This window comes from Streptomyces sp. DSM 15324 (assembly GCF_001514285.1).
GTDB lineage: Bacteria > Actinomycetota > Actinomycetes > Streptomycetales > Streptomycetaceae > Streptomyces.
The window spans coordinates 81,614-107,716 of the sequence record NZ_KQ949039.1 but is presented as its reverse complement, the minus strand read 5'-3'; the positions used below and the strand labels follow the sequence as shown (position 1 = coordinate 107,716).

At 73.9% G+C, this 26,103-nt stretch carries 21 protein-coding genes and 1 riboswitch; of the genes, 15 read left to right on the top strand and 6 right to left on the bottom strand.

Annotated elements, in window-relative coordinates:
- Positions 1 to 112: 112 nt before the first annotated feature.
- Positions 113 to 245, top strand: a riboswitch (cobalamin riboswitch).
- Between the two features lie 121 nt (positions 246 to 366).
- From AQJ58_RS37400 to cobI, 7 genes are read left to right on the top strand one after another with little or no spacing between them, the layout of a single operon-like run.
- Entirely contained in the window at positions 367 to 1,308 is a 942-nt protein-coding gene (locus AQJ58_RS37400; protein ID WP_067258711.1) for a cobalamin biosynthesis protein, read from the top strand.
- Entirely contained in the window at positions 1,305 to 2,813 is a 1,509-nt protein-coding gene (locus AQJ58_RS37395; RefSeq protein ID WP_067258709.1) for a cobyric acid synthase, read from the top strand. The genes AQJ58_RS37400 and AQJ58_RS37395 overlap by 4 nt, the downstream gene beginning before the upstream one ends.
- Positions 2,810 to 6,463, top strand: a complete 3,654-nt coding sequence (gene cobN, locus AQJ58_RS37390) for a cobaltochelatase subunit CobN (RefSeq protein ID WP_067258707.1) — start codon at positions 2,810 to 2,812, stop codon at positions 6,461 to 6,463. The genes AQJ58_RS37395 and cobN overlap by 4 nt, the downstream gene beginning before the upstream one ends.
- Positions 6,460 to 8,460, top strand: a complete 2,001-nt coding sequence (locus AQJ58_RS37385; protein WP_067258706.1) for a putative cobaltochelatase — start codon at positions 6,460 to 6,462, stop codon at positions 8,458 to 8,460. The genes cobN and AQJ58_RS37385 overlap by 4 nt, the downstream gene beginning before the upstream one ends.
- Positions 8,460 to 9,059 carry a cob(I)yrinic acid a,c-diamide adenosyltransferase gene (gene cobO, locus AQJ58_RS37380; protein ID WP_067258704.1) on the top strand — a complete coding sequence of 200 codons (600 nt, stop codon included), beginning with the start codon at positions 8,460 to 8,462 and terminating at the stop codon, positions 9,057 to 9,059. The genes AQJ58_RS37385 and cobO overlap by 1 nt, the downstream gene beginning before the upstream one ends.
- A complete protein-coding gene (locus tag AQJ58_RS37375) occupies positions 9,053 to 10,432 on the top strand; it encodes a cobyrinic acid a,c-diamide synthase CobB (protein WP_067258702.1) in 1,380 nt (459 codons plus the stop codon). The genes cobO and AQJ58_RS37375 overlap by 7 nt, the downstream gene beginning before the upstream one ends.
- Positions 10,429 to 11,166: a precorrin-2 C(20)-methyltransferase gene (gene cobI / locus AQJ58_RS37370; RefSeq protein WP_234360430.1), complete on the top strand. Its 738-nt coding sequence runs from the start codon at positions 10,429 to 10,431 to the stop codon at positions 11,164 to 11,166. The genes AQJ58_RS37375 and cobI overlap by 4 nt, the downstream gene beginning before the upstream one ends.
- 11 nt (positions 11,167 to 11,177) lie before the next feature.
- Here the strand turns inward: cobI and AQJ58_RS37365 are convergent, their stop codons facing one another.
- Positions 11,178 to 11,906 (bottom strand): ZIP family metal transporter, encoded by a 729-nt coding sequence (locus tag AQJ58_RS37365; protein ID WP_067258699.1) that lies wholly within the window; start codon positions 11,904 to 11,906, stop codon positions 11,178 to 11,180.
- Positions 11,907 to 12,016: 110 nt separating this feature from the next.
- Between AQJ58_RS37365 and cobM the strand changes: the two genes are divergently transcribed.
- The 5 genes from cobM (at position 12,017) to cobC (ending at position 17,830) form a co-directional block, all read left to right on the top strand.
- Positions 12,017 to 12,835, top strand: a complete 819-nt coding sequence (gene cobM / locus AQJ58_RS37360) for a precorrin-4 C(11)-methyltransferase (RefSeq protein WP_067258698.1) — start codon at positions 12,017 to 12,019, stop codon at positions 12,833 to 12,835.
- A complete protein-coding gene (locus AQJ58_RS37355) occupies positions 12,832 to 14,067 on the top strand; it encodes a bifunctional cobalt-precorrin-7 (C(5))-methyltransferase/cobalt-precorrin-6B (C(15))-methyltransferase (protein WP_067258696.1) in 1,236 nt (411 codons plus the stop codon). The genes cobM and AQJ58_RS37355 overlap by 4 nt, the downstream gene beginning before the upstream one ends.
- Positions 14,064 to 15,755, top strand: a complete 1,692-nt coding sequence (gene cobJ / locus AQJ58_RS37350; RefSeq protein ID WP_067258694.1) for a precorrin-3B C(17)-methyltransferase — start codon at positions 14,064 to 14,066, stop codon at positions 15,753 to 15,755. Before AQJ58_RS37355 ends, cobJ begins: the two co-directional genes overlap by 4 nt.
- 76 nt (positions 15,756 to 15,831) lie before the next feature.
- Positions 15,832 to 16,773, top strand: coding sequence for a sirohydrochlorin chelatase (locus AQJ58_RS37345; protein ID WP_067258693.1), 942 nt, complete (start codon positions 15,832 to 15,834; stop codon positions 16,771 to 16,773).
- The gene (gene cobC, locus AQJ58_RS37340) at positions 16,763 to 17,830 is read left to right on the top strand and encodes an Rv2231c family histidinol phosphate aminotransferase CobC (RefSeq protein WP_067258691.1); all 1,068 of its coding nucleotides are present in this window, start codon (positions 16,763 to 16,765) and stop codon (positions 17,828 to 17,830) included. The genes AQJ58_RS37345 and cobC overlap by 11 nt, the downstream gene beginning before the upstream one ends.
- An 8-nt stretch (positions 17,831 to 17,838) precedes the next feature.
- On the opposite strand, the gene AQJ58_RS37335 is transcribed toward cobC, so the two are convergent.
- The 5 genes from AQJ58_RS37335 to AQJ58_RS37315 form a co-directional block, all read right to left on the bottom strand.
- Positions 17,839 to 18,792, bottom strand: a complete 954-nt coding sequence (locus AQJ58_RS37335; protein ID WP_067258690.1) for an SCO1860 family LAETG-anchored protein — start codon at positions 18,790 to 18,792, stop codon at positions 17,839 to 17,841.
- A gap of 137 nt (positions 18,793 to 18,929) precedes the next feature.
- The gene (locus AQJ58_RS37330) at positions 18,930 to 20,024 is read right to left on the bottom strand and encodes an amidohydrolase family protein (protein WP_067258689.1); all 1,095 of its coding nucleotides are present in this window, start codon (positions 20,022 to 20,024) and stop codon (positions 18,930 to 18,932) included.
- A gap of 176 nt (positions 20,025 to 20,200) precedes the next feature.
- Positions 20,201 to 20,971, bottom strand: coding sequence for an amino acid ABC transporter ATP-binding protein (locus AQJ58_RS37325; RefSeq protein ID WP_067258688.1), 771 nt, complete (start codon positions 20,969 to 20,971; stop codon positions 20,201 to 20,203).
- Positions 20,968 to 21,801, bottom strand: coding sequence for an amino acid ABC transporter permease (locus tag AQJ58_RS37320; protein ID WP_067258822.1), 834 nt, complete (start codon positions 21,799 to 21,801; stop codon positions 20,968 to 20,970). Before AQJ58_RS37320 ends, AQJ58_RS37325 begins: the two co-directional genes overlap by 4 nt.
- A complete protein-coding gene (locus AQJ58_RS37315) occupies positions 21,798 to 22,685 on the bottom strand; it encodes a transporter substrate-binding domain-containing protein (RefSeq protein ID WP_067258685.1) in 888 nt (295 codons plus the stop codon). Before AQJ58_RS37315 ends, AQJ58_RS37320 begins: the two co-directional genes overlap by 4 nt.
- 174 nt (positions 22,686 to 22,859) lie before the next feature.
- Here AQJ58_RS37315 and AQJ58_RS37310 point away from each other — a divergent pair, with 174 nt between their 5' ends.
- The 3 genes from AQJ58_RS37310 to ectB all read left to right on the top strand — a co-directional run bounded on the left by AQJ58_RS37310 (position 22,860) and on the right by ectB (position 26,099).
- On the top strand, positions 22,860 to 23,960 hold the full coding sequence (locus AQJ58_RS37310) for a pyridoxal-phosphate-dependent aminotransferase family protein (RefSeq protein ID WP_067258684.1): 1,101 nt from the start codon (positions 22,860 to 22,862) through the stop codon (positions 23,958 to 23,960).
- 292 nt (positions 23,961 to 24,252) lie between these two features.
- On the top strand, positions 24,253 to 24,765 hold the full coding sequence (ectA, locus tag AQJ58_RS37305; protein WP_067258683.1) for a diaminobutyrate acetyltransferase: 513 nt from the start codon (positions 24,253 to 24,255) through the stop codon (positions 24,763 to 24,765).
- A gap of 44 nt (positions 24,766 to 24,809) precedes the next feature.
- On the top strand, positions 24,810 to 26,099 hold the full coding sequence (gene ectB, locus AQJ58_RS37300) for a diaminobutyrate--2-oxoglutarate transaminase (RefSeq protein WP_067258682.1): 1,290 nt from the start codon (positions 24,810 to 24,812) through the stop codon (positions 26,097 to 26,099).
- Positions 26,100 to 26,103 lie beyond the last annotated feature (4 nt).

Genomic DNA, 26,103 nt, shown 5'->3' with positions numbered 1-26,103 from the left:
CCGTCCCGCACCCCTTCCGCATGCCCTGCCCGTATGACGTCGGGAACCACCCCCGTGTGGGCTTCTGCACACTCTCCCCGCGCAGGTCAACGGCAAGTTGACGGCCCTTCCGGGGGCGTGGTGGACTGCCGGGGCCATGTACGGCGGCAGAAGAGGAAGCCGGTGAGAATCCGGCGCGGTCCCGCCACTGTCACCGGGGTAGGTAGCCCCGGGAGCCAGGAACTCTCGCCGCCGGTCTCGTCGAACCAGGGCGTGGACACCCTGAGTGAGGACATATCACCATGCTCGCCTGCCGTTCGAGGGTCCGCCCGCGGGCTCTCGGGTACAGCCCAGGACCGCTGCCCGCCCCCACGGCCGGCTGAGCCGATGCGAGCCGATCGCGTCTTCGCGTACGGCGCCGCCGCCGGCCTCCTCGGTGACCTGCTCCTCGGCGATCCCCGCCGGGCGCACCCGGTCGCCGCGTTCGGGCGGGCCGCCGCTGCCGTGGAGCGGCTGCTGTGGCGGGACCACCGGGGACGGGGCGCCCTGCACACCGCCGTGTGCGCGGGTGGGGCGGTCGCCCTCGGGTCCCTCGCCGAGCGGGCCGTACGCCGCTCCCCCGCCGCCTCCGTCGCACTGACCGCCGCCGCCACCTGGGCCGTGGTCGGAGGGACCTCGCTGGTCCGCGAGGCCCGGACCGTCGGGCGGGCCCTGGAGGCGGGGGACGTCGGGGCGGCGCGGGCCCGGCTGCCGCATCTGTGCGGGCGGGACCCGCAGGCGCTCGACGCCGACGGGATCGCGCGGGCCGTCGTGGAGTCCGTCGCGGAGAACACCTCGGACGCCGTCGTGGGGGCCCTGGTGTGGGGCGCGGTGGGCGGGGTGCCGGGGCTGCTCGGGTTCCGGGCCGTCAACACACTGGACGCGATGGTGGGTCACCGGTCCGCCCGCTACCGGCGGTTCGGGTGGGCCTCGGCCCGGCTCGACGACGTCGCCGGGTGGCCGGGGGCACGGCTGACCGCCGGGCTCGCCGCGCTGGCCGGGGACGATCCGCGAGGTGCCGTACGGGCCTGGCGGCAGGACGCGGACCGGCATCCCAGCCCCAACGCCGGGCCCGTCGAGGCCTCGTTCGCGGGAGCCCTCGGGGTGCGGCTCGGCGGGACGCTGTCGTACGGCGGCCGGGTCGAGCACCGGCCCGTGCTCAACGGGGAAGGACGCGCCGTCGCCACGGGCGACATCGAGCGGGCCGTACGGCTCTCCCGGCGCGTCGGTCTGCTCGCGCTCGGCGTCTGTGTCGCCGGGCGCCTCATCGCAAGGGGGCACAGGTCATGAGCGGGGGTCTCCTCGTCGCCGGCACCACCTCCGACGCCGGCAAGAGTGTCGTCACGGCCGGGATCTGCCGGTGGCTGGTCCGCCAGGGCGTCAAGGTCGCGCCCTTCAAGGCGCAGAACATGTCGCTGAACTCCTTCGTGACGCGGGAGGGCGCCGAGATCGGGCGGGCGCAGGCCATGCAGGCGCAGGCCTGCCGCGTCGAGCCGACCGCGCTGATGAATCCCGTGCTGCTCAAGCCCGGTGGCGAGCAGAGCAGTCAAGTGGTGCTGCTCGGCAAGCCGGTGGGCGAGATGAGTGCGCGCGGCTATCACGGCGGGCGGCAGCGGAAACTCCTCGGGACCGTGCTCGACTGTCTCGCCGAGTTGCGGGGCACGTATGACGCGGTGATCTGTGAGGGGGCCGGTTCTCCCGCCGAGATCAATCTCCGGCGGACCGACATCGTCAACATGGGGATCGCCCGGGGCGCCGGGCTCCCGGTCCTCGTCGTCGGCGACATCGACCGCGGCGGGGTCTTCGCCTCGTTCTTCGGGACGGTGGCGCTGCTCTCCCCCGAGGACCAGGGGCTGGTCGCCGGGTTCCTCGTCAACAAGTTCCGCGGGGACGTCTCGCTGCTGGAGCCGGGCCTCGACATGCTGCACGGGCTGACCGGGCGGCGGACCTACGGGGTCCTGCCGTTCCGGCACGGGCTCGGGATCGACGAGGAGGACGGGCTGCGGGTGTCCCTGCGCGGGACCGTGCGGGAGTCGAACGTCTCGCCGCCCGTCGGCGAGGACGTGCTGCGGGTCGCGGTGTGCGCGATCCCGCTGATGTCCAACTTCACCGACGTGGACGCCCTCGCCGCCGAACCGGGGGTCGTGGTGCGGTTCGTGGACCGGCCGGAGGAGCTGGCGGACGCCGACCTGGTGGTGATCCCGGGTACCCGCGGGACCGTACGGGCGCTGGAGTGGCTGCGTGAGCGGGGGCTCGCCGAGGCCCTGCGGCGCAGGGCCGCCGAGGGCCGGCCGGTCCTCGGGATCTGCGGCGGCTTCCAGATCCTCGGCGAGCACATCGAGGACGACGTCGAGAGCCGGCGGGGGCACGTCGACGGGCTCGGGGTGCTGCCGGTCCGGGTGCGGTTCGCCCGGGAGAAGACCCTCACCCGGCCGGTCGGCCGGGCCCTCGGCGAGCCGGTCGAGGGGTACGAGATCCATCACGGGGTCGCCGAGGTAGGCGAGGGCGAGCCCTTCCTGGACGGCGTCCGGGTCGGGCAGACCTGGGGCACCCACTGGCACGGCTCGCTGGAGTCCGACGGCTTCCGGCGGGCCTTCCTGCGCGAGGTGGCGGCCGCCGCGGGCCGCCGGTTCGTGCCGGCGCCGGACACCTCGTTCGCCGCGCTGCGCGAGGAGCAGCTCGACCGGCTCGGCGATCTGATCGAACAGCACGCGGACACGGACGCGCTGATGCGGCTCATCGAGTCGGGCGCGCCGCAAGGACTGCCTTTCATTCCACCGGGAGCGCCCGCATGAGCACTGTGTTGTTGTTGTCGACCGCCGACACCGATCTGCTGGCGGCCCGGGCCGCCACCGGCGCCGGCTACCGGATCGGCAACCCGACCCGCGTCGACGTCACGGACGAGTTGCCCGGTCTCCTGGACGGCGCGGACCTCGTCGTCGTACGGCTGCTCGGCGGCAAGCGGGCCTGGGAGGACGGGCTGGCCGTGCTGAAGGCGTCCGGGATCCCGACCGTGCTGCTGGGCGGGGAGAGCGTGCCGGACGCCGAGCTGATGGCCGAGTCGTCGGTGCCGGCCGGTGTGGTGGCCGAGGCGCTGCGGTACCTCGTCGAGGGCGGGCCCGACAACCTCACCGAACTCGCCCGGTTCCTCTCGGACACCGTGCTGCTGACCGGCGAGGGGTTCGTCGAGCCGCGGAAGATGCCCGAGTACGGCGTCCACGGGGAGCGCGCCCGGGAGGCGGGCCGGCCGACCGTCGGCGTGCTCTTCTACCGGGCCCACGAGCTGAGCGGCAACACCGCTTTCGTGGACACGCTGTGCGAGGCGATCGAGGCGCAGGGGGCCAACGCGCTGCCCGTGTACTGCGGTTCGCTGCGCGGGGCGGACGCCGGGCTGTACGAGATCCTCGGCGGGACGGACGCCCTGGTCGCCACCGTGCTCGCCGCGGGCGGCACGCACGCCTCGCAGGCGTCGGCCGGCGGGGACGAGGAGGCGTGGGACATCGGGGCGCTCGCCGAGCTGAACGTCCCCGTGCTGCAGGGACTGTGCCTGACCTCCTCGCGGCAGGCGTGGGACGAGTCCGACGCCGCCCTGTCCCCCATGGACGCGGCGATGCAGGTCGCGATCCCGGAGTTCGACGGCCGGCTGATCACCGTCCCGTTCTCGTTCAAGGAGCAGGGGCCGGACGGCGTCCCGGTGTACGTCGCCGACCCCGAGCGGGCCGGGCGCGTCGCCGGGATCGCGGTGCGGCACGCGCGGCTCGCGCACAAGCCGAACGCCGAGAAGAGGATCGCGCTGGTCTTCACCGCGTACCCGACCAAGCACTCACGGGTCGGCAACGCGGTCGGGCTGGACACGCCCGCGTCGGCGGTCCGGGTGCTGGACGCGCTGCGGGACGCCGGATACGGCCTCACCGCGTACCCCGCCGAGGGCGACGAGCTGATCCACCGGCTGATCGAGGCCGGCGGGCACGACGTCGAGTGGCTGACGGAGGAGCAGCTGGCCGCCGCGCCCGCACGGGTGCCCCTCGCGGACTACCGGGCCTGGTTCGACCGGCTGGACCCGCAGCTGCGGGACGCCATGCTGGAGGCGTGGGGCGAGCCGCCCGGCTCGCTCTACGTCGACGGCGAGGACATCGTGCTCGCGTCGCTGCGGTTCGGGAACGTCGTCGTGATGATCCAGCCGCCGCGCGGCTTCGGGGAGAACCCGATCGCGATCTACCACGACCCCGACATGCCGCCGTCGCACCACTACCTGGCCGCCTACCGGTGGCTGGAGAACAGCTTCGGTGCCGACGCGATCGTGCACATGGGCAAGCACGGCACGATGGAGTGGCTGCCCGGCAAGGGCCTCGGCCTCGGCCGCGGCTGCGCCCCGGACGCGGTCCTCGGCGATCTGCCGCTGATCTACCCGTTCATCGTCAACGACCCGGGCGAGGGCACGCAGGCCAAGCGGCGCGGGCACGCCACCGTCGTGGACCACCTGGTGCCGCCGATGGCCCGGGCGGACACCTACGGCGACCTGGCGAAGCTGGAACAGCTCCTCGACGAGTACGCGCTCGTCTCCGACCTGGACCCGGTGAAGGCGCCGGCGGTGCGGGCCCAGATCTGGACGCTGGTGAAGGCGGCCGAGCTCCACCATGACCTGCACGTCGACGAGCAGCCGGACGAGGACGACTTCGACGAGTTCGTCATGCACATCGACGGCTACCTCTGCGAGATCAAGGACGTGCAGATCCGCGACGGTCTGCACGTGCTGGGCGGGGGCCCGGTCGACGAGGCGCGGGTGAACCTGGTGCTCGCCGTGCTGCGCGCCTCGCAGGTGTGGGGCGGGCAGGCGAACGCGCTGCCGGGGCTGCGGGCCTCCTTCGCGGCCCATTTCGGGCTGGTGGAGAAGGAGTTGCTGGCCGAGCCGGGGGCACCGGTGAAGGTGCCGGTGGAGCTGTCGGACCTGGTGGAGGGTCCGGCGCGGACCGCGGCCGACGCGATCGATCTGCTGGAGCAGCTGTGCCGGCGGGTCGCGGAGGGCCTGGAAGCGCGCGGCTGGGACGTCACCGCCGCCCGGCCCCTGGTGCGGGACGTCCTCGGCGCCGAACTCCCCGAGGCCGTCGCGGTGCTGGAGTTCGCGTGCACCGAGGTGGTGCCGCGGCTGGCGCGGACCACGGACGAGATCGGGCACATCCTCAAGGCGCTGGACGGCGGTTACGTCCCGGCCGGACCGTCGGGCTCACCGACCCGCGGTCTGGTCAACGTCCTGCCGACCGGCCGGAACTTCTACTCCGTCGACCCCAAGGCGATCCCGTCCCGGCTGAGCTGGGAGGTCGGGCAGTCGCTCGCCGACTCGCTCGTGCAGCGGTACCTCGAGGACACCGGCGCGTACCCGAGGTCCGTCGGTCTGACGGTGTGGGGCACGTCCGCGATGCGCACGCAGGGCGACGACATCGCCGAGATCCTCGCCCTGCTGGGCTGCCGCCCGGTCTGGGACGACGCCTCGCGCCGGGTGACCGGCTTCGAGGTGATCCCCCCGGCCGAGCTGGGCCGGCCGCGCATCGATGTCACGGTCCGTATCTCCGGGTTCTTCCGGGACGCGTTCCCGCACGTGGTGGGGCTGATCGACGACGCCGTGCGGACGGTGGCCGAGCTGGACGAGCCGGCCGAGAGCAACTTCGTGAAGGCGCACGCCGACGAGGACACCGCCGCGCACGGCGACCGGCGGCGCGCGACGGCCCGGGTCTTCGGCTCCAAGCCGGGGGCGTACGGGGCCGGTCTGCTGCCGCTGATCGACGCCCGCAACTGGCGCAGCGACGCCGACCTCGCCGAGGTGTACGCCGTCTGGGGCGGCTATGCCTACGGGCGCGGGCTCGACGGGCGGGCGGCGCGCGGGGACATGGAGACGGCGTTCCGGCGGATCGCCGTCGCCGCCAAGAACGTCGACACCCGTGAGCACGACCTCGTGGACGCCGACGACTACTTCCAGTACCACGGCGGCATGGTCGCCATGGTGCGGCATCTGACGGGCGCCAGCCCCGAGGCGTACGTCGGCGACTCCGCGGTGCCGGACCAGGTGAGGACCCGCACGCTGGGCGAGGAGACGCACCGGGTGTTCCGCGCCCGGGTGGTCAACCCGCGCTGGATGGCGGCGATGCGCCGGCACGGCTACAAGGGCGCCTTCGAGATGGCGGCGACCGTTGACTACCTCTTCGGCTACGACGCGACGGCCGGGGTGGTCGACGACTGGATGTACGAGAAGCTCAGCGCCGAGTACGTCTTCGAGCCGGAGAACCGGGACTTCATGAAGAAGTCCAACCCGTGGGCCCTGCGCGGGATCACCGAACGCCTGCTGGAGGCCGCCGAGCGCGGGCTGTGGGCGGAACCGGACGCCGACACCCTGGAGCGGCTGCGGGCCACCTATCTGGAGCTGGAAGGCGACCTGGAGGGCGACCAGTGAGCAGCATCCCCTTTCCGTTCACGGCCGTGGTCGGCCAGGACGACCTGCGGCTCGCGCTGCTGCTGAACGCCGTGTCACCGGCGGTCGGCGGCGTGCTGGTGCGCGGTGAGAAGGGCACCGCCAAGTCCACGGCCGTACGGGCCCTGTCGGCGCTGCTGCCGGCGCTGGAGGTGGTCTCCGGCTGCCGGTTCTCCTGCGACCCCGGCTCCCCCGACCCGGGGTGCCCGGACGGGCCGCACGAGCCGGGGGCGTTCGAGACCCGGCCGGCGCGGCTGGTCGAGCTGCCCGTGGGCGCCTCGGAGGACCGGCTGGTGGGCGCGCTCGACATCGAACGGGCGCTCGCCGAGGGCGTGAAGGCCTTCGAGCCGGGGCTGCTGGCCGACGCGCACCGCGGGATCCTGTACGTCGACGAGGTCAACCTCCTCCACGACCACCTGGTCGACCTGCTGCTGGACGCGGCGGCGATGGGTGCCTCGTACGTGGAGCGCGAGGGGGTCTCCGTACGGCATGCCGCGCGGTTCCTGCTGGTCGGGACCATGAACCCGGAGGAGGGCGAACTGCGGCCGCAGTTGCTCGACCGGTTCGGGCTGACCGTGGAGGTGACCGCCTCGCGCGAGCCCGACCAGCGGGTGGAGGTCGTCCGGCGGCGGCTCGCCCACGACGACGATCCCGCGGCGTTCGCCGCGCGGTGGGCGGACGAGGAGGCCGCCGTACGGGCCCGGATCGCGGCGGCACGGGAGCTGTTGCCGTCGGTGCGGCTGGGCGACGGGGCGCTGCGGCAGATCGCGGCGACCTGCGCGGCCTTCGAGGTGGACGGCATGCGCGCCGACATCGTGATGGCGCGCACGGCGACCGCGCTGGCCGCGTGGGCCGGGCGGACGGACGTCCTCGCCGAGGACGTGCGGCAGGCGGCGCTGCTCGCGCTGCCGCACCGCCGGCGCCGCAACCCCTTCGACGCGCCGGGCCTCGACGAGGACAGGCTGGACCGGACGCTGGAGGAGTTCTCCGGGGACGACGACCCCGATCCCGACCCCGATCCGGACGGGCCGGGTGGCGGCGGGGACGGAGGCGGGCAGCCCGCTCCGGACGCCGGTCCGCGGGGCGGGGACACCGGGGCGCGGCCCGAGGAGGGCGAGGGCGGTGAGCCGCAGGCCTCCGGCGCGGGCGAGCAGTCGGCCGTACGGGCCGCCGAGCCGTTCCGCGCGAAGGTGCTGAGCGTGCCCGGGATCGGTGCGGGGGCCGCCGGGCGGCGCTCGCGGGCGCGGACCGAGCACGGGCGGACCACCGGGGCCCGGCGGCCCCGGGGCGCCCTGACCAAGCTGCACCTGGCGGCGACCGTGCAGGCCGCCGCGCCGCACCAGCGGGCGCGCGGGCGGTCGGGGCCGGGGCTGGTGCTGCGCCGGGACGATCTGCGGCAGGCGACCCGGGAGGGGCGCGAGGGCAACCTCGTGCTGTTCGTCGTGGACGCCTCCGGGTCGATGGCGGCGCGGCAGCGGATGAGCGCCGTGAAGGGCGCCGTGCTCTCGCTGCTGCTCGACGCCTATCAGCGGCGGGACAAGGTGGGGCTGGTGACGTTCCGGGGGGCCGCGGCCGAGGTCGCGCTGCCTCCGACGTCGTCGGTGGACGCCGCCGCGGCCCGGCTGGAGTCGCTGCCCACCGGCGGCCGTACTCCGCTCGCCGCGGGACTGCTCAGGGCGCACGACGTGCTGCGGGTGGAGCGGCTGCGTGATCCCGCGCGGCGGGCGCTGGTCGTGGTCGTCACGGACGGGCGGGCCACCGGCGGGCCGGAGCCGGTGGCGCTCGCGGGGCGGGCGGCCCGGCTGTTCGCCGCCGAGGGCGTGGCGTCCGTGGTCGTGGACTGCGAGTCGGGGCCGGTGCGGCTCGGGCTCGCCGGACAGCTCGCGGGTGAACTGGGCGGGACGGCGGTGACGCTCGACGAGCTGCGGGCGGACTCCCTCGCAGGACTGGTGAACGACGTACGCAGGAGGGTCGCCTGATGCCACAGGGACAGCCGAGTGTCGTGCCCGACGACGGGCTGACCACGCGTCAGCGCCGCAACCGGCCGCTGCTGGTCGTGCACACGGGGATCGGGAAGGGGAAGTCGACCGCCGCCTTCGGGCTCGCGCTGCGGGCCTGGAACCAGGGGTGGCCCATCGGGGTGTTCCAGTTTGTCAAGTCGGCGAAGTGGAAGGTCGGCGAGGAGAACGCGCTGCGGGTGCTGGGCGCCTCCGGCGAGGGCGGCAGCGTCGACTGGCACAAGATGGGCGAGGGCTGGTCCTGGGTCCAGCGCGACGCGCAGATGGACAACGAGGAGAAGGCCCGGGAGGGCTGGGAGCAGGTCAAGCGGGACCTGGCCGCCGAGACGTACCGGCTGTACGTGCTCGACGAGTTCGCCTACCCCATGCACTGGGGGTGGGTGGACACCGACGAGGTGGTCGAGGTGCTGCGGGACCGGCCCGGCACCCAGCATGTCGTGATCACCGGCCGCAACGCCCCGCAGAAGCTGGTGGAGTGCGCCGATCTGGTGACCGACATGTCGAAGGTCAAGCACCCGATGGACGCCGGCCAGAAGGGCCAGAAGGGCATCGAGTGGTGACTGCGGTACCCCGGCTGGTCGTCGCCGCGCCGTCGTCCGGCAGCGGCAAGACCACCGTCGCCACGGGGCTGATGGCCGCGTTCGCCGCGCGGGGGCTCACCGTGTCCCCGCACAAGGTGGGACCGGACTACATCGACCCCGGGTATCACGCCCTCGCGACCGGGCGGCCGGGGCGCAACCTCGACGCGTACCTGTGCGGGCCGGAGCTGATCGCTCCGCTCTTCCTGCACGGCGCGCGCGGGTGCGACCTCGCCGTCGTCGAGGGCGTGATGGGGATGTACGACGGGGCGGCGGGCGAGGGAGAACTGGCGTCCACCGCCCAGGTCGCGAAGATCCTGGGGGCGCCCGTGGTGCTCGTCGTGGACGCGTCGTCGCAGTCGCGGTCGGTGGCGGCGCTGGTGCACGGGTTCGTCTCCTGGGATCCCGGGGTGCGGGTGGGGGGCGTGATCCTGAACAAGGTCGCGTCGGACCGGCACGAGGCTTTGCTGCGGGAGGCGTTGGAGTCGGCCGGGGTGCCGGTGCTCGGCGCGTTGCGGCGGGCCGCGCCTTTGGAGACCCCATCCCGGCACCTCGGGTTGGTTCCCGTCGCCGAACGGCGGGCTGCTGCTGTCGAGGCGGTCGCGGCGATGGGCGCGCTGGTCGCCGACGGCTGTGACCTCGCGGCGCTGGAGGCGCTGGCCCGTACCGCCCTTGCCGTACCAGGGGGCGCCGCCCCCTGGACCCCCGGCCTGCCCACCCACGACCGCCCGTCTCGGTCAGTTGAAAGGCGAGGCCCGGTCGTCGCCGTCGCCGGTGGCGCCGCCTTCACCTTCTCCTACGCCGAGCAGGTCGAGCTGCTCACCGCCGCCGGAGCCGACGTCGTCGTCTTCGATCCGCTGCGGGACGACTCCCTCCCGCAGGGCACCGCCGGGCTGGTCGTCGGCGGCGGGTTCCCCGAGGTCTACGCCGCCGAGCTGTCCGCCAACGAGCCCCTGCGCAAGGAGGTCGCCGCGCTCGCGGAGTCCGGCGCGCCCGTCGCCGCCGAGTGCGCGGGGCTGCTGTACCTGTGCCGGGAGCTGGACGGGCAGCCGATGTGCGGGGTGCTGGACGCCGCCGCGCGGATGTCGGAGCGGCTGACCCTCGGCTACCGGGACGCGGTCGCCGTGAGCGACAGTGTGCTGGCGCCGGTCGGTACCCGCCTGCGGGGGCACGAGTTCCACCGGACGGTCGTCGAGCCGGGGGCCGGGGCGGCTCCGGCGTGGGGGATGCGCGCCCCCGAGCCGCGCGTCGAAGGCTTCGTACAACAAGGTGTGCACGCGAGTTATCTGCACACGCACTGGGCGGCCGAACCCGGTGTGGCCCGTAGGTTCGTGGAGAGGTGCCGGACGTCATGAGCGAGCGCAGCAGGCTGATCGGGGTCGGGGTGGGCCCCGGGGATCCGGAGCTGGTGACGGTGAAGGGCGTCAACGCGCTGCGGGCGGCCGACGTCGTCGTCGTGCCCGTGATGGACACCGGGGAGCGGGGGCGCGCCGAGGCGACCGTGCTGCACTACGTGGCGCCCGAGAAGGTCGTCCGGGTGGTGTTCGCGCTGAACGAGCGGACCGACCGGGGGCGGCGGGAGGCCGCCTGGGACGCGGCCGGGGAGCGGGTCGCCGAGCTGCTGCGGCGGCACGGCAGCGTGGCCTTCGCGACCATCGGTGACCCGAACGTGTACTCGACCTTCACCTATCTCGCGCAGACGATCGCCGCGCTGGTGCCGGGGACGGAGATCGGGACCGTCCCGGGGATCACCGCCATGCAGGATCTCGCCGCGCGCTCGGGCGCCGTGCTCACCGAGGGCACCGAGCCGTTGACGCTGGTGCCGGTGACCGCCGGTGCGGCCGTGCTGAAGGACGCGCTGGCCGGGCCGGGGACGGTCGTGGCGTACAAGTTCGGGCGGCAGGCCGCCGAGGTCGCCGAGGCGCTGCGGGAGACCGGGCGGATCGAGGACGCGGTGTGGGGGTCGGCGCTGGGGCTCACGGAGGAGTCCATCCGGCCGGCCGGTGACCTGGACGGCGGGCCGCTGCCCTACCTCTCGACGCTGATCGCGCCCGCGCGGCGCGAGGGCGGGCGGGGCGGCAAGCTGTGAGAACGGCCGGATCAGGCCGCCAGGCCCACCACCAGCCAGATGAAGGCCGCGCCCGCGATCGTGCACAGCACGGTCGAGCGGGCGGGGTGTTCGTGGTGGGCCTCGGGGAGGATCTCGGCGGCCGCGAGGTAGAGCAGCGCGCCGCCGAAGAGGCCGAGATAACCGCCGAGCAGTTGCTCCGGGACGGTGACGACGGTCGCCGCCGCCGCGCCGGCCACGGGGGCCGCCGCGTCCGCGACCAGCATGAGCTGGGCTCGTCGGCGGGCGTTCCCGTACAGGCTCGTGATCGTGTACGTGTTGAAGCCGTCGGCGAAGTCGTGGGCGATCACCGCCACGGCCACCGCCAGGCCCATGCCGCCGCCGACCTGGAAGGCCGCGCCGATGGCCAGGCCGTCCATGGCGCTGTGGCCGACCATCGCCGCGGCGGCCGTCAGGCCCACCTCGGGGACCCGGCCGTCGTGCTCGTCGCCGCCGTGCGCGGCCTGGCGCACCGCGAGCAGGCGTTCCACCAGATGGGCCAGCAGGAAGCCCGCGACGAACAGCAGGAGTGCCGCCGGGACGCCGAAGACCTCGGTGCCGGCCGCGTCCAGGGCCTCCGGCAGCAGGTCCAGGCCGACGACGCCCAGCATGAGGCCGCCGGCCAGGCCGAGGACGAGATGGCGGCGGTCGGTGACACGCTGTGCCGTCCAGCCGCCGGCCAGCGTCATGAGGAACGCGCCGAGCGCGACGAAGACCGCCATGGGCCCTTCGTATCCGATCAGCCCCCGGCCGCGCACATCCGGCCATGCCCCTGACCCGCCGCACGACCCTTTGTGCCCCGTAGTGACCCGTTATGAGAGGACCCGAGACCATGGCCGAAGCCCCCGCCGGCAAGGTGACCTTCGTCGGTGCCGGCCCCGGCGCCGCCGATCTGCTGACGTTCCGCGCCGCGCGCGCCATCGCGGAGGCGGATGTCGTGATCTGGGCCGCCAGCCTGGTGCAGGCGGAGGTCCTGGACCATGCGCGGGAGGGTGCGGAGATCCTCGACTCGGCCACGATGTCCCTGGAGGACGTCGTCGCGGTGTACGAGCGGGCGCTGGCCGAGGGACTGCGGGTGGCGAGGATCCACTCCGGCGACCCGGCCCTGTGGGGCGGCACCCAGGAGCAGCTCGACCGGTGCGAGGCGCTCGGGATCGAGACCGAGATCGTGCCGGGGGTGTCGTCGTTCTCCGCGGTGGCCGCGCTCGCCCGGCGTGAGCTGACGATCCCCGAGGTCGCGCAGTCCGTCGTGCTCACCCGGCTGGGCGGCGGCAAGACGCCGATGCCGCCGGGTGAGGAGGTGCGGGAGTTCGCCCGGCACGGCACCACCATGGCGGTGTTCCTGTCCGCCGCCCGCAGCGGGCAGCTGGTGCGGGAGCTGCTGGAGGGCGGCTACCCGACCGACACCCCGGTCGTGGTGGCGTACCAGGCGACCTGGCCGGAGGAGCTGGTCGTGAAGTGCACGATCGGCACGCTGGAGGAGACGGTCAAGGAGCACAAGCTCTGGAAGCACACCCTCTTCCTGGTCGGCCCGGCCCTGGACGCGCACGGCACCCGTTCGCACCTGTACCACCCGGGCCACTTCCACGGCTTCCGCAAGGCCGACCCCGAGGCGCGGCGGGCGCTGCGCGAGCGGGGTGCGAGTACATGATCACGGTCATCGGCACGGGCACGGGCGCCCCGCCCGGCCCCGCGGAGCTGGCCGGCGCGGAGCTGGTCGTGGGCGGGCGGCGCCATCTGGACGCCGTACGGCTGCCCGACGGGGCCGAGCGGATCGTGCTCGGTCCGCTCGCCCCGGCCCTGGAGACGATCGCGGAGTACGACGCCGAGGACCGGGCGGTGGTGGTGCTGGCCTCGGGCGATCCGGGGTTCTTCGGGATCGTGCGGGCGCTCGCCGAGCGGTTCGGGCCGGCGCGCCTCGACGTGCGTCCCGGGGTGTCGTCGGTCGCGACCGCCTTCGCCCGGCAGGGTCTGACCTGGGACGACGCGGTCGTGGTCAGCGCGCACGGACGCGATCCGCGCACGGCGGTCAACATCTGCCGGGCGTTTCCGAAGGTCGCCGTGCTGACCGGGCCCGGCGCCGGGCCCGCGGAGCTGGGGGCCGCGCTCGCCCGGTCGGGGCGGACGCTCGTGGTCGCCTCCGCGCTGGGCGACCCGCAGGACGAGCGGGTGGTGCGCGTCACCGCCGCGCAGGCCGCCGAACGGGAGTGGGGTACGGCGGTGAGTGTCGTCCTCTGCCTGGACGAGAGCCGGGTGCTGTCTCCCGCGCGGACGCTCGCCGGGCCCGCCGTCCGACCGGCCGGGTGGGCGCTGGCCGAGGACGGCTTCGCGCACCGCGACTCGATGATCACCAAGTTCGAGGTGCGGGCGCTGGCCCTGGCCCGGCTCGGGCCGCGCCCCGGCGACCTGGTGTGGGACGTCGGCTCGGGGTCGGGCTCGGTGGCCGTGGAGTGCGCCCGGCTCGGGGCGGCCGTCGACGCGGTGGAGCGGGCGGCGGACGGGGTGGAGCGGATCCGCGCCAACGCCCTCGCGCACGGTGTCTACGTCGACGCCGTGCACGGCCCGGCACCGCGGGCGCTGGCCGGCCTGGCGGAGCCCGACGCCGTGTTCGTGGGCGGCGGGGGCGCGGAGCTGGCCGACATCGTGGCGGTGTGCGCGCGGCGGGCCCGGCGGACGGTGGTGGTCGCCCTGGCCGCGCTGGACCGGGTGCCGGCGGCGCGGGCCGCGCTGCTGGACGCCGGGTACGACGTGGACGGCGTCCTGCTCCAGTCCGCGCGGCTCGCACCGCTGCCGGGGGACGTGACCCGGCTCGCGGCGGTCAATCCCGTTTTTCTGCTGTGGGGTGTGCGCGCCCCGGTGTCCAGTGAAGGAGTAGCTCAGTGATCGGTCTCATTTCCGCCACCGCGGCGGGGGCGGCGGCGCGGGACCGGCTGGCCGCGGCGTGGCCGGACCGCACGCGGGTGTACGACGGGCCCGTGGGGGACGCCGTCCGGCGGGCGTTCGCGGAGTGCGAGCAGCTCGTGTGTTTCCTCGCGACGGGGGCCGTGGTGCGGCTCGTCGCCCCGCTGCTCGGCGACAAGGCCGCGGACCCGGGGGTGGTCTGTGTCGACGAGGGCGGACGGTTCGCCGTGCCGCTGCTCGGCGGGCACGCCGGCGGCGCCAACGCACTCGCGCTGGAGGTGGCGGAGTCGCTCGGCGCCCAGCCGGTGGTGACCACCGCGACGGACGCCGTCGGCCTGCCCGGCCTGGACACCCTCGGGCTGCCCGTGGAGGGCGAGGTCGCCGCGGTGACCCGGGCCCTGCTGGACGGCGAACCGGTGGCGCTGGAGACGGAGGTGGCGTGGCCGCTGCCGCCGCTGCCGTGCACGGGGTCGTCCGCCGTGGGCGGGTACACCGTGCGGGTCACGGACCGGGCCGTCGAGCCCGGCGCCCGGGAGGTGCTGCTGCGGCCGCCGACCCTCGTCGTCGGGGTCGGCGCGTCCCGGGGTGCCCCCGCCGAGGAGGTCCTGGAGGTGATCGAGGGCGCGCTGCGGGAGGCGGGGCTGTCCCGCCGTAGTGTCGCCTCGCTCGCCACCGTGGACGCCAAGGCCGAGGAGCCCGGCATTCTGGAGGCCGCCGCGCGGCTCGGGGTGCCCGTGGTGACGTACTCGGCCGGTGAGCTGGCCTCCGTGCCGGTGCCGAACCCCTCCGACGCGCCGCTCGCCGCCGTCGGCACCCCCTCCGTCGCGGAGGCCGCCGCCCTGCGCGAGGGCGGCGAACTCCTCGTGCCCAAGCGGAAGTCGGGCGGCTCCCCGGCGATGGCGACCTGTGCGGTCGTACGGCGGCCGGGGCGCGGGCGGCTCGCGGTGGTCGGCCTCGGGCCGGGCGCCCGGGACCTGCTCACCCCGCGGGCCAAGGACGAGCTGCGGCGGGCCTCCGTGCTCGTGGGGCTCGACCAGTACGTCGACCAGATCCGGGATCTGCTGCGGCCGGGCACCAGGATCCTGGAGTCGGGGCTCGGCGCCGAGGAGGAGCGGGCGCGCACGGCGGTCGCCGAGGCCCGGCGCGGGCACGCGGTCGCGCTGATCGGCAGCGGGGACGCCGGTGTGTACGCGATGGCCTCCCCGGCGCTCGCGGAGGCCTCCGCGGACATCGACGTGGTCGGGGTGCCCGGGGTGACCGCGGCGCTGGCGGCGGCCGCGCTGCTCGGCGCGCCGCTCGGCCACGACCACGTCTCCATCAGCCTGTCCGATCTGCACACGCCGTGGGAGGTCATCGAGCGGCGGGTGCGGGCGGCGGCCGAGGCGGACCTCGTCGTCACCTTCTACAACCCGCGTTCCCGCGGCCGTGACTGGCAGCTGCCCAAGGCGCTGGCGATCCTCGCGGAGCACCGGCGGCCGGGTACGCCCGTCGGGGTCGTGCGCAACGCCTCCCGCCCGGACGGCACCGCCCGGGTGACGACGCTGGCCGGCCTCGACCCGGCGACGGTCGACATGATGACCGTCGTGACCGTGGGCAACACCGCGACCCGGACGGTCGCGGGGCGCATGGTGACGCCCCGCGGCTACCGCTGGCAGGAGGAGCCCGCGTGACCGGCCCCCTGCCCGACCAGGCGATTTCACCGCTTCCCCCCCTTTCGACCCATCCCGTTCCCGCCGAGGAGACCCAGTGACCACCCCGCCGCCCGCCCTGCTCATCGCCGGCCACGGCACCCGGGACGAGGCCGGAGCCGAGGCGTTCCGTGATTTCGTACGGGAGCTCGGGCGCCGCCATCCGGACCTGCCCGTCGCGGGCGGATTCATCGAGCTGTCGCCTCCCCCGCTGGGCGAGGCCGTGACCGAACTGGTGGAGCGCGGGGTGCGCCGGTTCGCCGCCGTCCCGCTGATGCTGGTGTCCGCCGGGCACGCCAAGGGGGACATCCCGGCCGCGCTGGCCCGTGAGAAGGAACGGCACCCGGGGATCTCGTACACCTACGGCCGTCCGCTGGGCCCGCACCCCGCGCTGTTGAACGTCCTGGAGCGGCGCCTCGACGAGGCGCTGGGCAGCCCGGCCGGGCGCACCCCGGACGACCGCTCCGACGTCACGGTGCTGCTGGTGGGGCGCGGGTCGACGGACCCGGACGCCAACGCCGAGGTGCACAAGGCGGCCCGGCTGCTGTGGGAGGGACGCGGATACGCGGGTGTGGAGACGGCGTTCGTGTCGCTGGCCGCGCCGGACGTGCCGAGCGGCCTGGACCGGTGTGTGCGCCTGGGCGCCCGCCGGATCGTCGTCCTGCCGTACTTCCTGTTCACGGGCATCCTTCCGGACCGGGTGCGCCGGCAGACCGAGGGCTGGGCGGCCGCGCACCCGGAGGTGGAGGTGCGCTCGGCGGACGTCATCGGGCCCGAGCCGGAGCTGCTCGACCTGGTGATGGAGCGGTACGAGGAGGCGCTCAAGGGCGACCTGCGGATGAACTGCGACTCGTGCGTGTACCGGATCGCGCTGCCCGGGTTCGAGGACAAGGTGGGCCTGGCGCAGCAGCCGCACTTCCACCCGGACGACGACGGCGACCACCACGGGCACCACGGGCACGGGCATCACCATCACGGCGGACATGCCCATGCGCACTGACGGGCACGATCTGCGGCACCACGGGGACGCCGAGGTGCGCGACGGCGGCTCCGCGCTGGTCGACCTCGCGGTGAACGTCCGCGCGGACACGCCCCCGCACTGGCTGCGGGAGCGGATAGCCGCCTCGCTGACCGGCCTCGCGGCCTACCCGGACGGGCGGGCCGCGCGGGCGGCGGTGGCGGCGCGGCACGGGCTGCCGGTGGAGTGGGTGCTGCTGACGGCGGGCGCCGCGGAGGCGTTCGTGCTGCTGGCGCGGGCGCTGAAGGTGCGTCGGCCGGTCGTGGTGCATCCGCAGTTCACCGAGCCCGAGGCGGCGCTGCGGGACGCCGGGCACAGCGTGGACCGGGTGGTGCTGCGGGCCGGGGACGGTTTCCGGCTGGATCCGGCGGCGGTCCCCGAGGACGCCGACCTGGTGGTGATCGGCAACCCCACGAACCCCACTTCGGTGCTGCACCCGGCGAAGACGATCGCGCGGCTGGCCCGGCCGGGGCGGACGCTGGTGGTCGACGAGGCGTTCATGGACGCGGTGCCCGGCGAACGCGAGGCCCTCGCCGGGCGCACGGACGTGCCCGGTCTCGTGGTGCTGCGCAGCCTGACCAAGACCTGGGGGCTCGCGGGACTGCGGATCGGGTACGTCCTCGCCGACCCGGAGACGATCGCCGCGCTGGAGCGGGCTCAGCCGCTGTGGCCGGTGTCCACGCCGGCGCTGGCCGCGGCCGAGGCGTGCGTCTCCCCGCGGGCACTGGCGGAGGCGGCGCACGCCGCGCACCGGATCGCCACGGACCGGGCCCATCTCGTCGCCGGGCTGGAGGAGTTCGCCTCCGACGGAGTGCGGGTCGCCGGACCGGCCGAGGGCCCCTTCGTACTGATCCGCCTGCCGGGGGCGGCGGCGGTGCGCCGGCATCTGCGGGACCTGGGGTTCGCGGTCCGGCGCGGGGACACCTTCCCGGGGCTCGACGAGGAGTGGCTGCGGCTCGCGGTCCGGGACCGGAGCACGGTCAACTCGTTCCTCCAGGCCCTGGACCGGGCGCTGTCAGCGGCGGGTCACCAGAACTGACGGGGTGTTCAGGTGCGGCGGCGGGCCAGTGCCACCGCTCCCCCGCCCGCCGCCAGCAGCGCCGCCGCGCCGCCCGCGAGGTACGGCGTGAGGGGACTGCCCCCGGTGCTGGCGAGGTCCGTTCCGGCGGGCGCGCTCTGCGGTCTGACGTCGCTCTCCGGGGTCGGGACCGGCCCGGTGGCCCGCTCGGCCGCGGGCGGGGCCGCGCAGCGCGCCTCGGCCAGGGTCAGCGTGCCGGTGATCTCGGCGACGTTCAGTTTCAGGGGGTTGACGGAGACGGTGAGGCGCAGGGCGGTCGCGGCGGCCGTGCGGGAGGTGGTCTGGCGCTGGGACCAGGTGAGCCGGACCTCTCCCACGCCGGGCACCCGCACGTCCGTGGGGCCGCCGGCGCCCACCGAGACCTTCTGGCCGAGGACCGTCACCGAGCCGGGGAGACGGGAGGTGGCGACCGGCGGCTTGCCGGCCTCGCAGGTCGCCGCGGAGGTGACCGCGTCGACCTCGATCAGGGAGAGCAGCGGCAGACCGGGCAGGTGCAGCCGGGCGCGGGTGAGCCGGGTGGAGGCCTCGGCCCCGGTGCCGTCGACGGCGGCCTTCGCCTCGGCGACGTCGGCGCGCAGGACGCTGAAGGTCCGGCCGTCGTCGACACCGTCCAGCCGGGCCGTCAGCGCCGTCTTCTGTTCGGCCTCCGGTTCGGCCTTCTGTGCGGCCTTCTGTGCGGCCTTCTGTGCGCTCTGCGGGGCGCGCACCTCGTTGAGGGCGACGGCGAGCGGCATCCGGACGGTTCTGTTCACCAGGGCCACGTCGAGGCCGGTGCGCAGGACGGCCGCGCTCGCGCTCCCCTCGGCGTCGGTGGCGTGTGCCGGGCCCGCTCCCGCGAGGGCGGCGGGGCCGGCGGTCAGGACGCCGGCCGCCGCGACGGCGGCGAGACGGCGTGCGGGCATGCGGAAGGACAGGGTGCTCATGGGTGGGACCCCCGGAGGAAACGTGCTGCGGGACCCCGCAAGAATTACGTACGAAGGGTGAACGGTCAGCGAGCTGACGGGAGTTCACTCCAACGTGAGTTTGCCGCACATGTCTTCGACTGAGGCGGTGCGGTGGTTCAGCCCATGACCCTGCCGTTCATGACCACCCGGCGGGGTTCGGCGAGGACCCGGACGTCGGCGCGCGGGTCGGCGTCGTAGACGACGAGGTCGGCCGGGGCGCCCTCGTCGAGACCGGGGCGGCCGAGCCAGCGGCGCGCCTCCCAGGTGGTCGCGGCGAGCGCCGTGAGGGGCGGCAGTCCGGCCCCGGTCACCAGCTCCGCCACCTCGGCGGCCACCAGCCCGTGCGGGAGGCTGCCGCCGGCGTCCGTGCCGACGAAGACCGGGATACCGGCGTCGTGGGCGGAGCGCACGGTGTCGTAGCGGCGCTCGTGGAGCCGGCGCATATGAGCCGACCAGCGCGGGAACTTGGCCGCGCCGCCTGCGGCGAGCTGGGGGAAGGTGGCGATGTTGACGAGGGTGGGGACGATCGCGACGCCGTGCTCGACGAAGAGCGGGATGAGCTCCTCGGTGAGGCCCGTGGCGTGCTCGACGCAGTCGATGCCCGACTCGACGAGGTCGCGCAGGGAGTTCGTCGCGAAGCAGTGCGCGGTGACCCGGGCGCCCAGCCGGTGGGCCTCCGCGATGGCCGCCTCGGCCGCCTCCCGCGGCCAGCTGGGGGCCAGGTCGCCCACCTCGCGGTCGATCCAGTCGCCGACCAGCTTGACCCAGCCGTCGCCGCGCCGGGCCTCCCGGGCGACGTACGCGACGAGGTCCTCGGGCTCGATCTCATGGGCGTAGCCACGGATGTAGCGGCGGGTGCGGGCGATGTGCCGGCCGGCCCTGATGATCTTCGGGAGGTCGGCGCGGTCGTCGACCCAGCGGGTGTCGGAGGGCGAGCCGGCGTCGCGGATCAGCAGGGTGCCGGCCTCCCGGTCGGTGAGCGCCTGCTTCTCGGCGACGTCGGGCCCGACCGGGCCCTCGGGTCCGAGGCCCACATGGCAGTGGGCGTCGACCAGCCCGGGCAGGGCCCAGCCCTGGACGGTCCGCACGTCGCGGGCGCCGGCCGGACGGTCGTAGGAGATCCGGCCGGCGACGACCCACAGTTCGTCGCGGACGTCGTCGGGTCCTGCGAGGACCCTGCCCTTCACGTGCAGCACCGCGTGATCGCTCATGGGCGTCAGCCTAGGACGACGGGCAGTCCCTCCTCGATACGGGCCGGCAGCCGGCCCCGTGCACCCGCGGGGCATCGAAGCCGCGCAGGTCGCCGCAGTCGTCGGCGCCGTCGGCGCGGAGCACCTCGGGGACCAGGAGGGCGGCCGGGGTCACAGCGCACTGACAACGGCGCCGGTCAGGAGGTCTCCTCCTCCACCTCCGCCGTCGCCGGGTCGAGCAGCCGGGACAGGAAGTGGCGGGTGCGCTCGTTGCGCGGGTTGCCGATGACCTGGGTGGGGTTGCCGTCCTCGACGACCACTCCGCCGTCCATGAACACGACCCGGTCGGCGACCTCGCGGGCGAAGGACATCTCGTGGGTCACGACCATCATGGTCATGCCCTCGCGGGCGAGCCGGCGCATGACCGCGAGGACGTCGCCGACCAGTTCCGGGTCGAGCGCCGAGGTCGGCTCGTCGAACAGCATGACCTCGGGGCCCATGGCGAGGGCGCGGGCGATGGCGACGCGCTGCTGCTGGCCGCCGGAGAGGGAGGAGGGGTAGGCGTCCGCCTTCTCCGAGAGCCCGACGCGTTCGAGGTTCTCCGCGGCGGTCCGGGCGGCGCTCGCCCGGTCGCGCCGGAGCACCCGGCGCTGCGGCAGGGTGAGGTTCTCGGTCACGGTGAGGTGCGGGAAGAGGTTGAACTGCTGGAAGACCATGCCGATACGGCGGCGTACGGCGTCGATGTCGACGTCCGGGTCGGTGACCTCGGTGCCGCCGACGAAGACCTGGCCCTGCGTCGGCTCCTCCAGCAGGTTCACACATCTGAGCAGGGTGGACTTGCCCGAGCCGGAGGGGCCGATGACACAGACGACCTCGCCCTGGCCGATCTCCAGGTCGATGCCGCGCAGCACCTCGTTGCCGCCGAAGGACTTGTGCAGGCCGCGGACTTCGATCTCGGGCCGGGTCATCCGGCGGCCTCCTGGGTCTTGGCCTCCAGCCGGCGCACGACGAAGCCGAGCGGGACGGTCACCAGCAGGTAGCACAGGCCGGCGACCAGGATGGGGGTGGAGTTGGCGGTGGTGCTGGCGAGGTCGCGGCCGTACTTGGACAGTTCGCGCTCCTGGAGGGTGACGCCGAGCAGCAGCACCAGCGAGGAGTCCTTGAACAGCATGATGAACTCGTTGGTGAGCGGCGGGAGGATGATCCGGAACGCCTGCGGGACGACGATCGAGAACATGGCGCGGGTGGGTGAGAAGCCCAGGGAACGCGCCGCCTCCGTCTGCCCCTTGGGCACCGCCTGGATGCCGGCCCGGAAGGTCTCCGCGATGTAGGCGGCTCCGATCAGGCCGAGTCCCAGGGCGGCCTTGCCGTAGGTGCCGCCGACGATCTCCGTGCCGGGGAAGGCGAGCGGCACCGCGACGCCGATGAAGATGAAGATGAGCAGGGCGGGCAGGCCGCGGAAGATCTCGATGTACACGCCGGCCACCCAGCGGTACGGGCCGACCGAGGACAGTCGCATCAGCGCGACGACGAGACCGAGCAGCACCCCCAGCGCGAAGCCGGACACCGTGTACAGCACGGTGTTCTTCAGGGCCAGCGTGATGACGTCCGGGAACATCTGCCGCGCGATGTCCCCCTGGGCGAACTGGTTCTTCAGCCGGCCCCAGTCCGCCGAGACCGCGAAGGCGATCACGGCGGCGACGAAGACGAGGTACTGCGCGCCCCGGGAGAGTCTGCGCTTCTGTCGCCGGGTCAGGCCCTTCTTCTTCGGCTGGAGCGGTACGTCCGCGGCGCTCATGACGCGGACGGCGACGCGGACGGTGCGGCGGACGGTGCGGCGGCCGAGGCGTCGTAGGGGCCGATCCACTGCTCGTAGAGCTTCTTGTACGTGCCGTCCGCCTTGGCGTCGGCGAGCGCCTTGTCGATGGCGGCGAGGAGCGCGGTGTTGCCCTTCTTCACCGTGAAGCCGTACTGCTCGCCGGTGTTGAGGTTGTCGACGACCTTGAAGGCGTCGGCGTTGGCCTTGTCCTTCAGCCAGCCCTGGACCACCGGGTAGTCGATGACGACGGCCTTGACCTGGCCGGTGCGCAGTCCGTTGAGGACGGCGTCGGAGGACTCGAAGGAGACCGGGTCGAAGCCCTGCTTCTTGGCGTAGTCCTCGCCGGTGGTCTGCGCCTGGGCGCCCAGCTTGACGTTCTTGGACTTCACGTCGGCGAGGGAGGTGACCCCGGCGTCCTTGTCGACCAGGACGGCCTGGGTGGCGTCGAAGTAGGGGTCGGAGAAGTCGACGTTCTTCTTGCGCTCGGCGGTGATGGTCATGCCGGCCGCGGCCAGGTCGCACTCGCCGGAGTTCAGGAAGGCGCCCGTCTTGAAGTTCTCGAACGGCGTGTCGAGGATCTGCTGCTTCACTCCGAGGTCCTTGGCGACCAGGTCGATCAGCGAGACGTCGAAGCCCTGCACCTTGCCGTCGATCTCCGACTGGAACGGCGGGTACGGCAGGTGGGTGCAGGTGGTGAGCTGTCCGGCCTTGACCAGCTCGACCCCGCCGGCGGCCGTCTTGGTGCCGCCGGAGCCGCTGTCGCTGGAGGTGCAGGCGGAGACGAGCACCAGACCGGCCGTCGCGGTGAGGGCGGCCAGGACGCGGGGCAGGGTGCGGGCCCGGCGGCCGGGGACGGTGTTCAAGGGGACCTCCTGTGCGGGAACGATGAGCTCCGATTATAAGGAGATGTTTGGGTCTCTCAAATTAAACCGATGGTTACTGGGCTGCGCGACCTAAGAAGTCGCCGGTCGGGGAGCGGGGTGGGGAGACGGTTACGCTCGTGACCCCTACCCCGTGAGCGAGAAGAGAGCACCTCTGTGACGCACCCGTTCCTGGACCTGTCCCCGCTGAGCGCCGCCCGTTTCGCCTCGGTCGAGGACCGGGTGGCCCGTCTGCTGGGCACCCGGCAGGACGTCGTGATCATGCAGGGGGAGGCCCTGCTGCCGCTGGAGGGGGCGATCCGGGGGACCGCGGGGCCGGGCACCGTGGCCCTGAACGTGATCACCGGTCCGTACGGACAGACCTTCGGTGACTGGTTGCGGGACTGCGGCGCCACCGTGATCGACCTGGCGGTGCCCTTCCACACGGCGGTGACGGCCACGCAGGTCCGGGAGGCGTTCACCGAGCACCCGGAGATCGACTTCGTCTCGCTGGTGCACGCGGAGGCGGCGACCGGCAACACCAACCCGGTCGCGGAGATCGGCGAGGTGGTGAAGGAGCGGGGCGCGCTGTTCTACCTGGACGCCGTGGCCTCCGTGGGCGCCGAGCCGGTACTGCCGGACGCGTGGGGCGTGGACCTGTGCGTGATCGGCGCCCAGAAGGCCATGGGCGGGCCGGCGGGCGTTTCCGCGGTGTCGGTCAGCGAGCGGGCGTGGGCACGGATGGCGGCGAACCCCGGGGCCCCGCGGCGGTCGTACCTCTCGCTGCTGGACTGGAAGGCCCGCTGGATCGACGGCGGACGCGCCGCGCTGCCGCACGCCCCGGCGCAGCTGGAGATGCTGGCCCTGGAGGCGTGCGTGGAGCGGATCGAGGCGCAGGGCCTCGAGACGGTGATGCGCCGCCACGCGACGGCCGCGGCGGCGACGCGGGCGGGGGCGGTCGCGCTGGGCGGGGGCCTGGAGCCGTACGTCCACCGGGCGGCGGAGGCGGCGCCCGTGGCCACGACCCTGCGGGTCCCCGCGCACCTGGTGGCCTCGGAGCTGGTGGCACGGGCGCTGGCCACGGATCCCGCGCTGCCGCTGGCGGCGGGCGGGGGTGCGCTGGCCAAGGAGATGATCCGGGTGAACCACTACGGGGCGGACGCGACACCGGGCGCGGTGCGGGCGAGCCTGGTGGGCCTCGGCCAGGCGCTGGCCGAGGCGGGGCGGGACGTGGACGTGACCGCGGCGCTGCGGGCGGTGGAGGAGGCCTGGGCATAGGCCACTACAAGCCTCACGGGCATTCTTCGGGAAGAAATCGACGGAGTTATCGGAGTCTGAATTCAGGGAATTCCCGAGTTCTTCTGCCCGGATTTCCCTTCACTAAACCCGGGCGATTTCCCGGGTCCCCGACGGGCGTGACACATTGCACAAGTGGTGCGGTATGCACCTTTTTGCGCTACCACAAAAACCGCATACCGCCCCCCTACCTCACCTGCGTCACGGAATCCCCACGGCCTCTCCATGCGTTTTTTCATTCGCCTGGGTAAGTTCCTTCCGCATGACTTCCCGCATGACTTACGCAGCAGCAGACCTTCTCATCGACCGTCCTTCCGTGGCTGACGGCGCCGCTCTCTGGCGTATGGCCAGGGAATCGGGAAGTCTGGATCTGAACTCGTCCTACAGCTATCTGCTGTGGTGCCGCGACTTCGCCGGCACCTCGGCGGTGGTGCGTGCCGACGGCGGGGAACCGGTCGGGTTCGTCACCGGGTACGTACGACCGGCGGACCCCCGCACCCTGCTGGTCTGGCAGGTGGCCGTGGACGCCTCCCACCGGGGGCGTGGCCTCGCCGCGGCCCTGCTGGACGGGCTGACGGCACGGCTCGTGGCCGAGCGCGCGATCACGGCCGTCGAGGCCACCGTCACCCCGGACAACACCGCCTCCGAGCGGCTGTTCACCTCGTACGCCGCCCGGCACGGCGCCGAGGTCCGCCGCGAGGTGCTGTTCGACGCCGGGCTGTTCCCGGACGGGCCGCACGATCCCGAGGTGCTGTACCGCATCGGCCCCCTCTCCGCCCCCCGCTGACCCCGCTGCCCCCTCATCTCCCCCACACCGAGGAGCGATTCGCCGTGACCATCACCCAGCCCGACCTCAGCGTGTTCGAGACCGTCGAGTCCGAGGTGCGCAGCTACTGCCGCGGCTGGCCCGTCGTCTTCGACCGTGCGCAGGGCAGCCTCCTGTACGACGAGGACGGCCACCGGTACCTGGACTTCTTCGCCGGTGCCGGATCCCTCAACTACGGCCACAACAACCCCGTGCTGAAACGGGCGCTGATCGACTACCTCTCGCGGGACGGGATCGCCCATGCGCTCGACATGTCGACCGTCGCCAAACGGACGTTCCTGGAGACCTTCCAGCAGTCGGTGCTGCGGCCGCGCGACCTGCCGTACAAGGTGATGTTCCCCGGGCCGACCGGCACCAACGCGGTGGAGTCCGCGCTGAAGCTGGCGCGGAAGGTGAAGGGACGCGAGGCGATCGTGTCGTTCACCAACGCCTTCCACGGCATGTCGCTCGGGTCGCTCGCCGTCACCGGGAACGCCTTCAAGCGGGCCGGGGCCGGCATTCCGCTCGTGCACGGCACGCCGATGCCCTTCGACCACTACTTCGACGGGACCGTCCCGGACTTCCTGTGGTTCGAGCGGCTCCTGGAGGACCGGGGCTCCGGGCTCAACAAGCCGGCCGCGGTGATCGTGGAGACCGTGCAGGGCGAGGGCGGGATCAACGTGGCCCGGCCCGCGTGGCTGCGCGCCCTCAAGGAGTTGTGCGAGCGGCAGGACATGCTGCTGATCGTCGACGACATCCAGATGGGGTGCGGGCGCACCGGCGCGTTCTTCTCCTTCGAGGAGGCCGGGATCACGCCCGACGTCGTCACCGTCTCCAAGTCCGTCAGCGGGTACGGGCTGCCCATGTCGCTGTGCCTGTTCCGGCCGGAACTGGACGTGTGGGAGCCGGGCGAGCACAACGGCACCTTCCGCGGCAACAACCCGGCGTTCGTCACCGCGACGGCCGCGCTGGAGGCGTACTGGGCCGACGGGTCCGTGATGGAGAAACAGACCCTGGCGCGCGGCGAGCAGGTGGAGCAGGGGCTGATCTCGATCACCGAGGAGAACCTCGCCGATGTGAAGGAGTACCGGGGGCGCGGTCTCGTGTGGGGTCTGGAGTTCCACGAGAAGGAGCGGGCCTCGCGGGTGGCGCGGCGCGCCTTCGAGCTGGGGCTGCTGATCGAGACCTCCGGCCCGCAGAGCGAGGTCGTCAAGCTGCTGCCCGCCCTGACCATCACCCCGGAGGAACTGGACGAGGGGCTCGGCGTCCTCGCCCGGGCCGTCCGCGAGACCGTCCGCGAGACCGTCGGCCGGTAGTCGG

Bases quoted from the DNA above. Each gene is read 5' to 3' on its own strand.
- AQJ58_RS37400 (WP_067258711.1), top strand. From the start codon at position 367: ATGCGAGCCGATCGCGTCTTCGCGTACGGCGCCGCCGCCGGCCTCCTC.
- AQJ58_RS37395 (WP_067258709.1), top strand. From the start codon at position 1,305: ATGAGCGGGGGTCTCCTCGTCGCCGGCACCACCTCCGACGCCGGCAAG.
- cobN (WP_067258707.1), top strand. From the start codon at position 2,810: ATGAGCACTGTGTTGTTGTTGTCGACCGCCGACACCGATCTGCTGGCG.
- cobO (WP_067258704.1), top strand. From the start codon at position 8,460: ATGCCACAGGGACAGCCGAGTGTCGTGCCCGACGACGGGCTGACCACG.
- cobI (WP_234360430.1), top strand. From the start codon at position 10,429: ATGAGCGAGCGCAGCAGGCTGATCGGGGTCGGGGTGGGCCCCGGGGAT.
- AQJ58_RS37365 (WP_067258699.1), bottom strand. From the start codon at position 11,906: ATGGCGGTCTTCGTCGCGCTCGGCGCGTTCCTCATGACGCTGGCCGGC.
- cobM (WP_067258698.1), top strand. From the start codon at position 12,017: ATGGCCGAAGCCCCCGCCGGCAAGGTGACCTTCGTCGGTGCCGGCCCC.
- AQJ58_RS37355 (WP_067258696.1), top strand. From the start codon at position 12,832: ATGATCACGGTCATCGGCACGGGCACGGGCGCCCCGCCCGGCCCCGCG.
- cobC (WP_067258691.1), top strand. From the start codon at position 16,763: ATGCGCACTGACGGGCACGATCTGCGGCACCACGGGGACGCCGAGGTG.
- AQJ58_RS37335 (WP_067258690.1), bottom strand. From the start codon at position 18,792: ATGAGCACCCTGTCCTTCCGCATGCCCGCACGCCGTCTCGCCGCCGTC.
- AQJ58_RS37330 (WP_067258689.1), bottom strand. From the start codon at position 20,024: ATGAGCGATCACGCGGTGCTGCACGTGAAGGGCAGGGTCCTCGCAGGA.
- AQJ58_RS37325 (WP_067258688.1), bottom strand. From the start codon at position 20,971: ATGACCCGGCCCGAGATCGAAGTCCGCGGCCTGCACAAGTCCTTCGGC.
- AQJ58_RS37320 (WP_067258822.1), bottom strand. From the start codon at position 21,801: ATGAGCGCCGCGGACGTACCGCTCCAGCCGAAGAAGAAGGGCCTGACC.
- ectA (WP_067258683.1), top strand. From the start codon at position 24,253: ATGACTTACGCAGCAGCAGACCTTCTCATCGACCGTCCTTCCGTGGCT.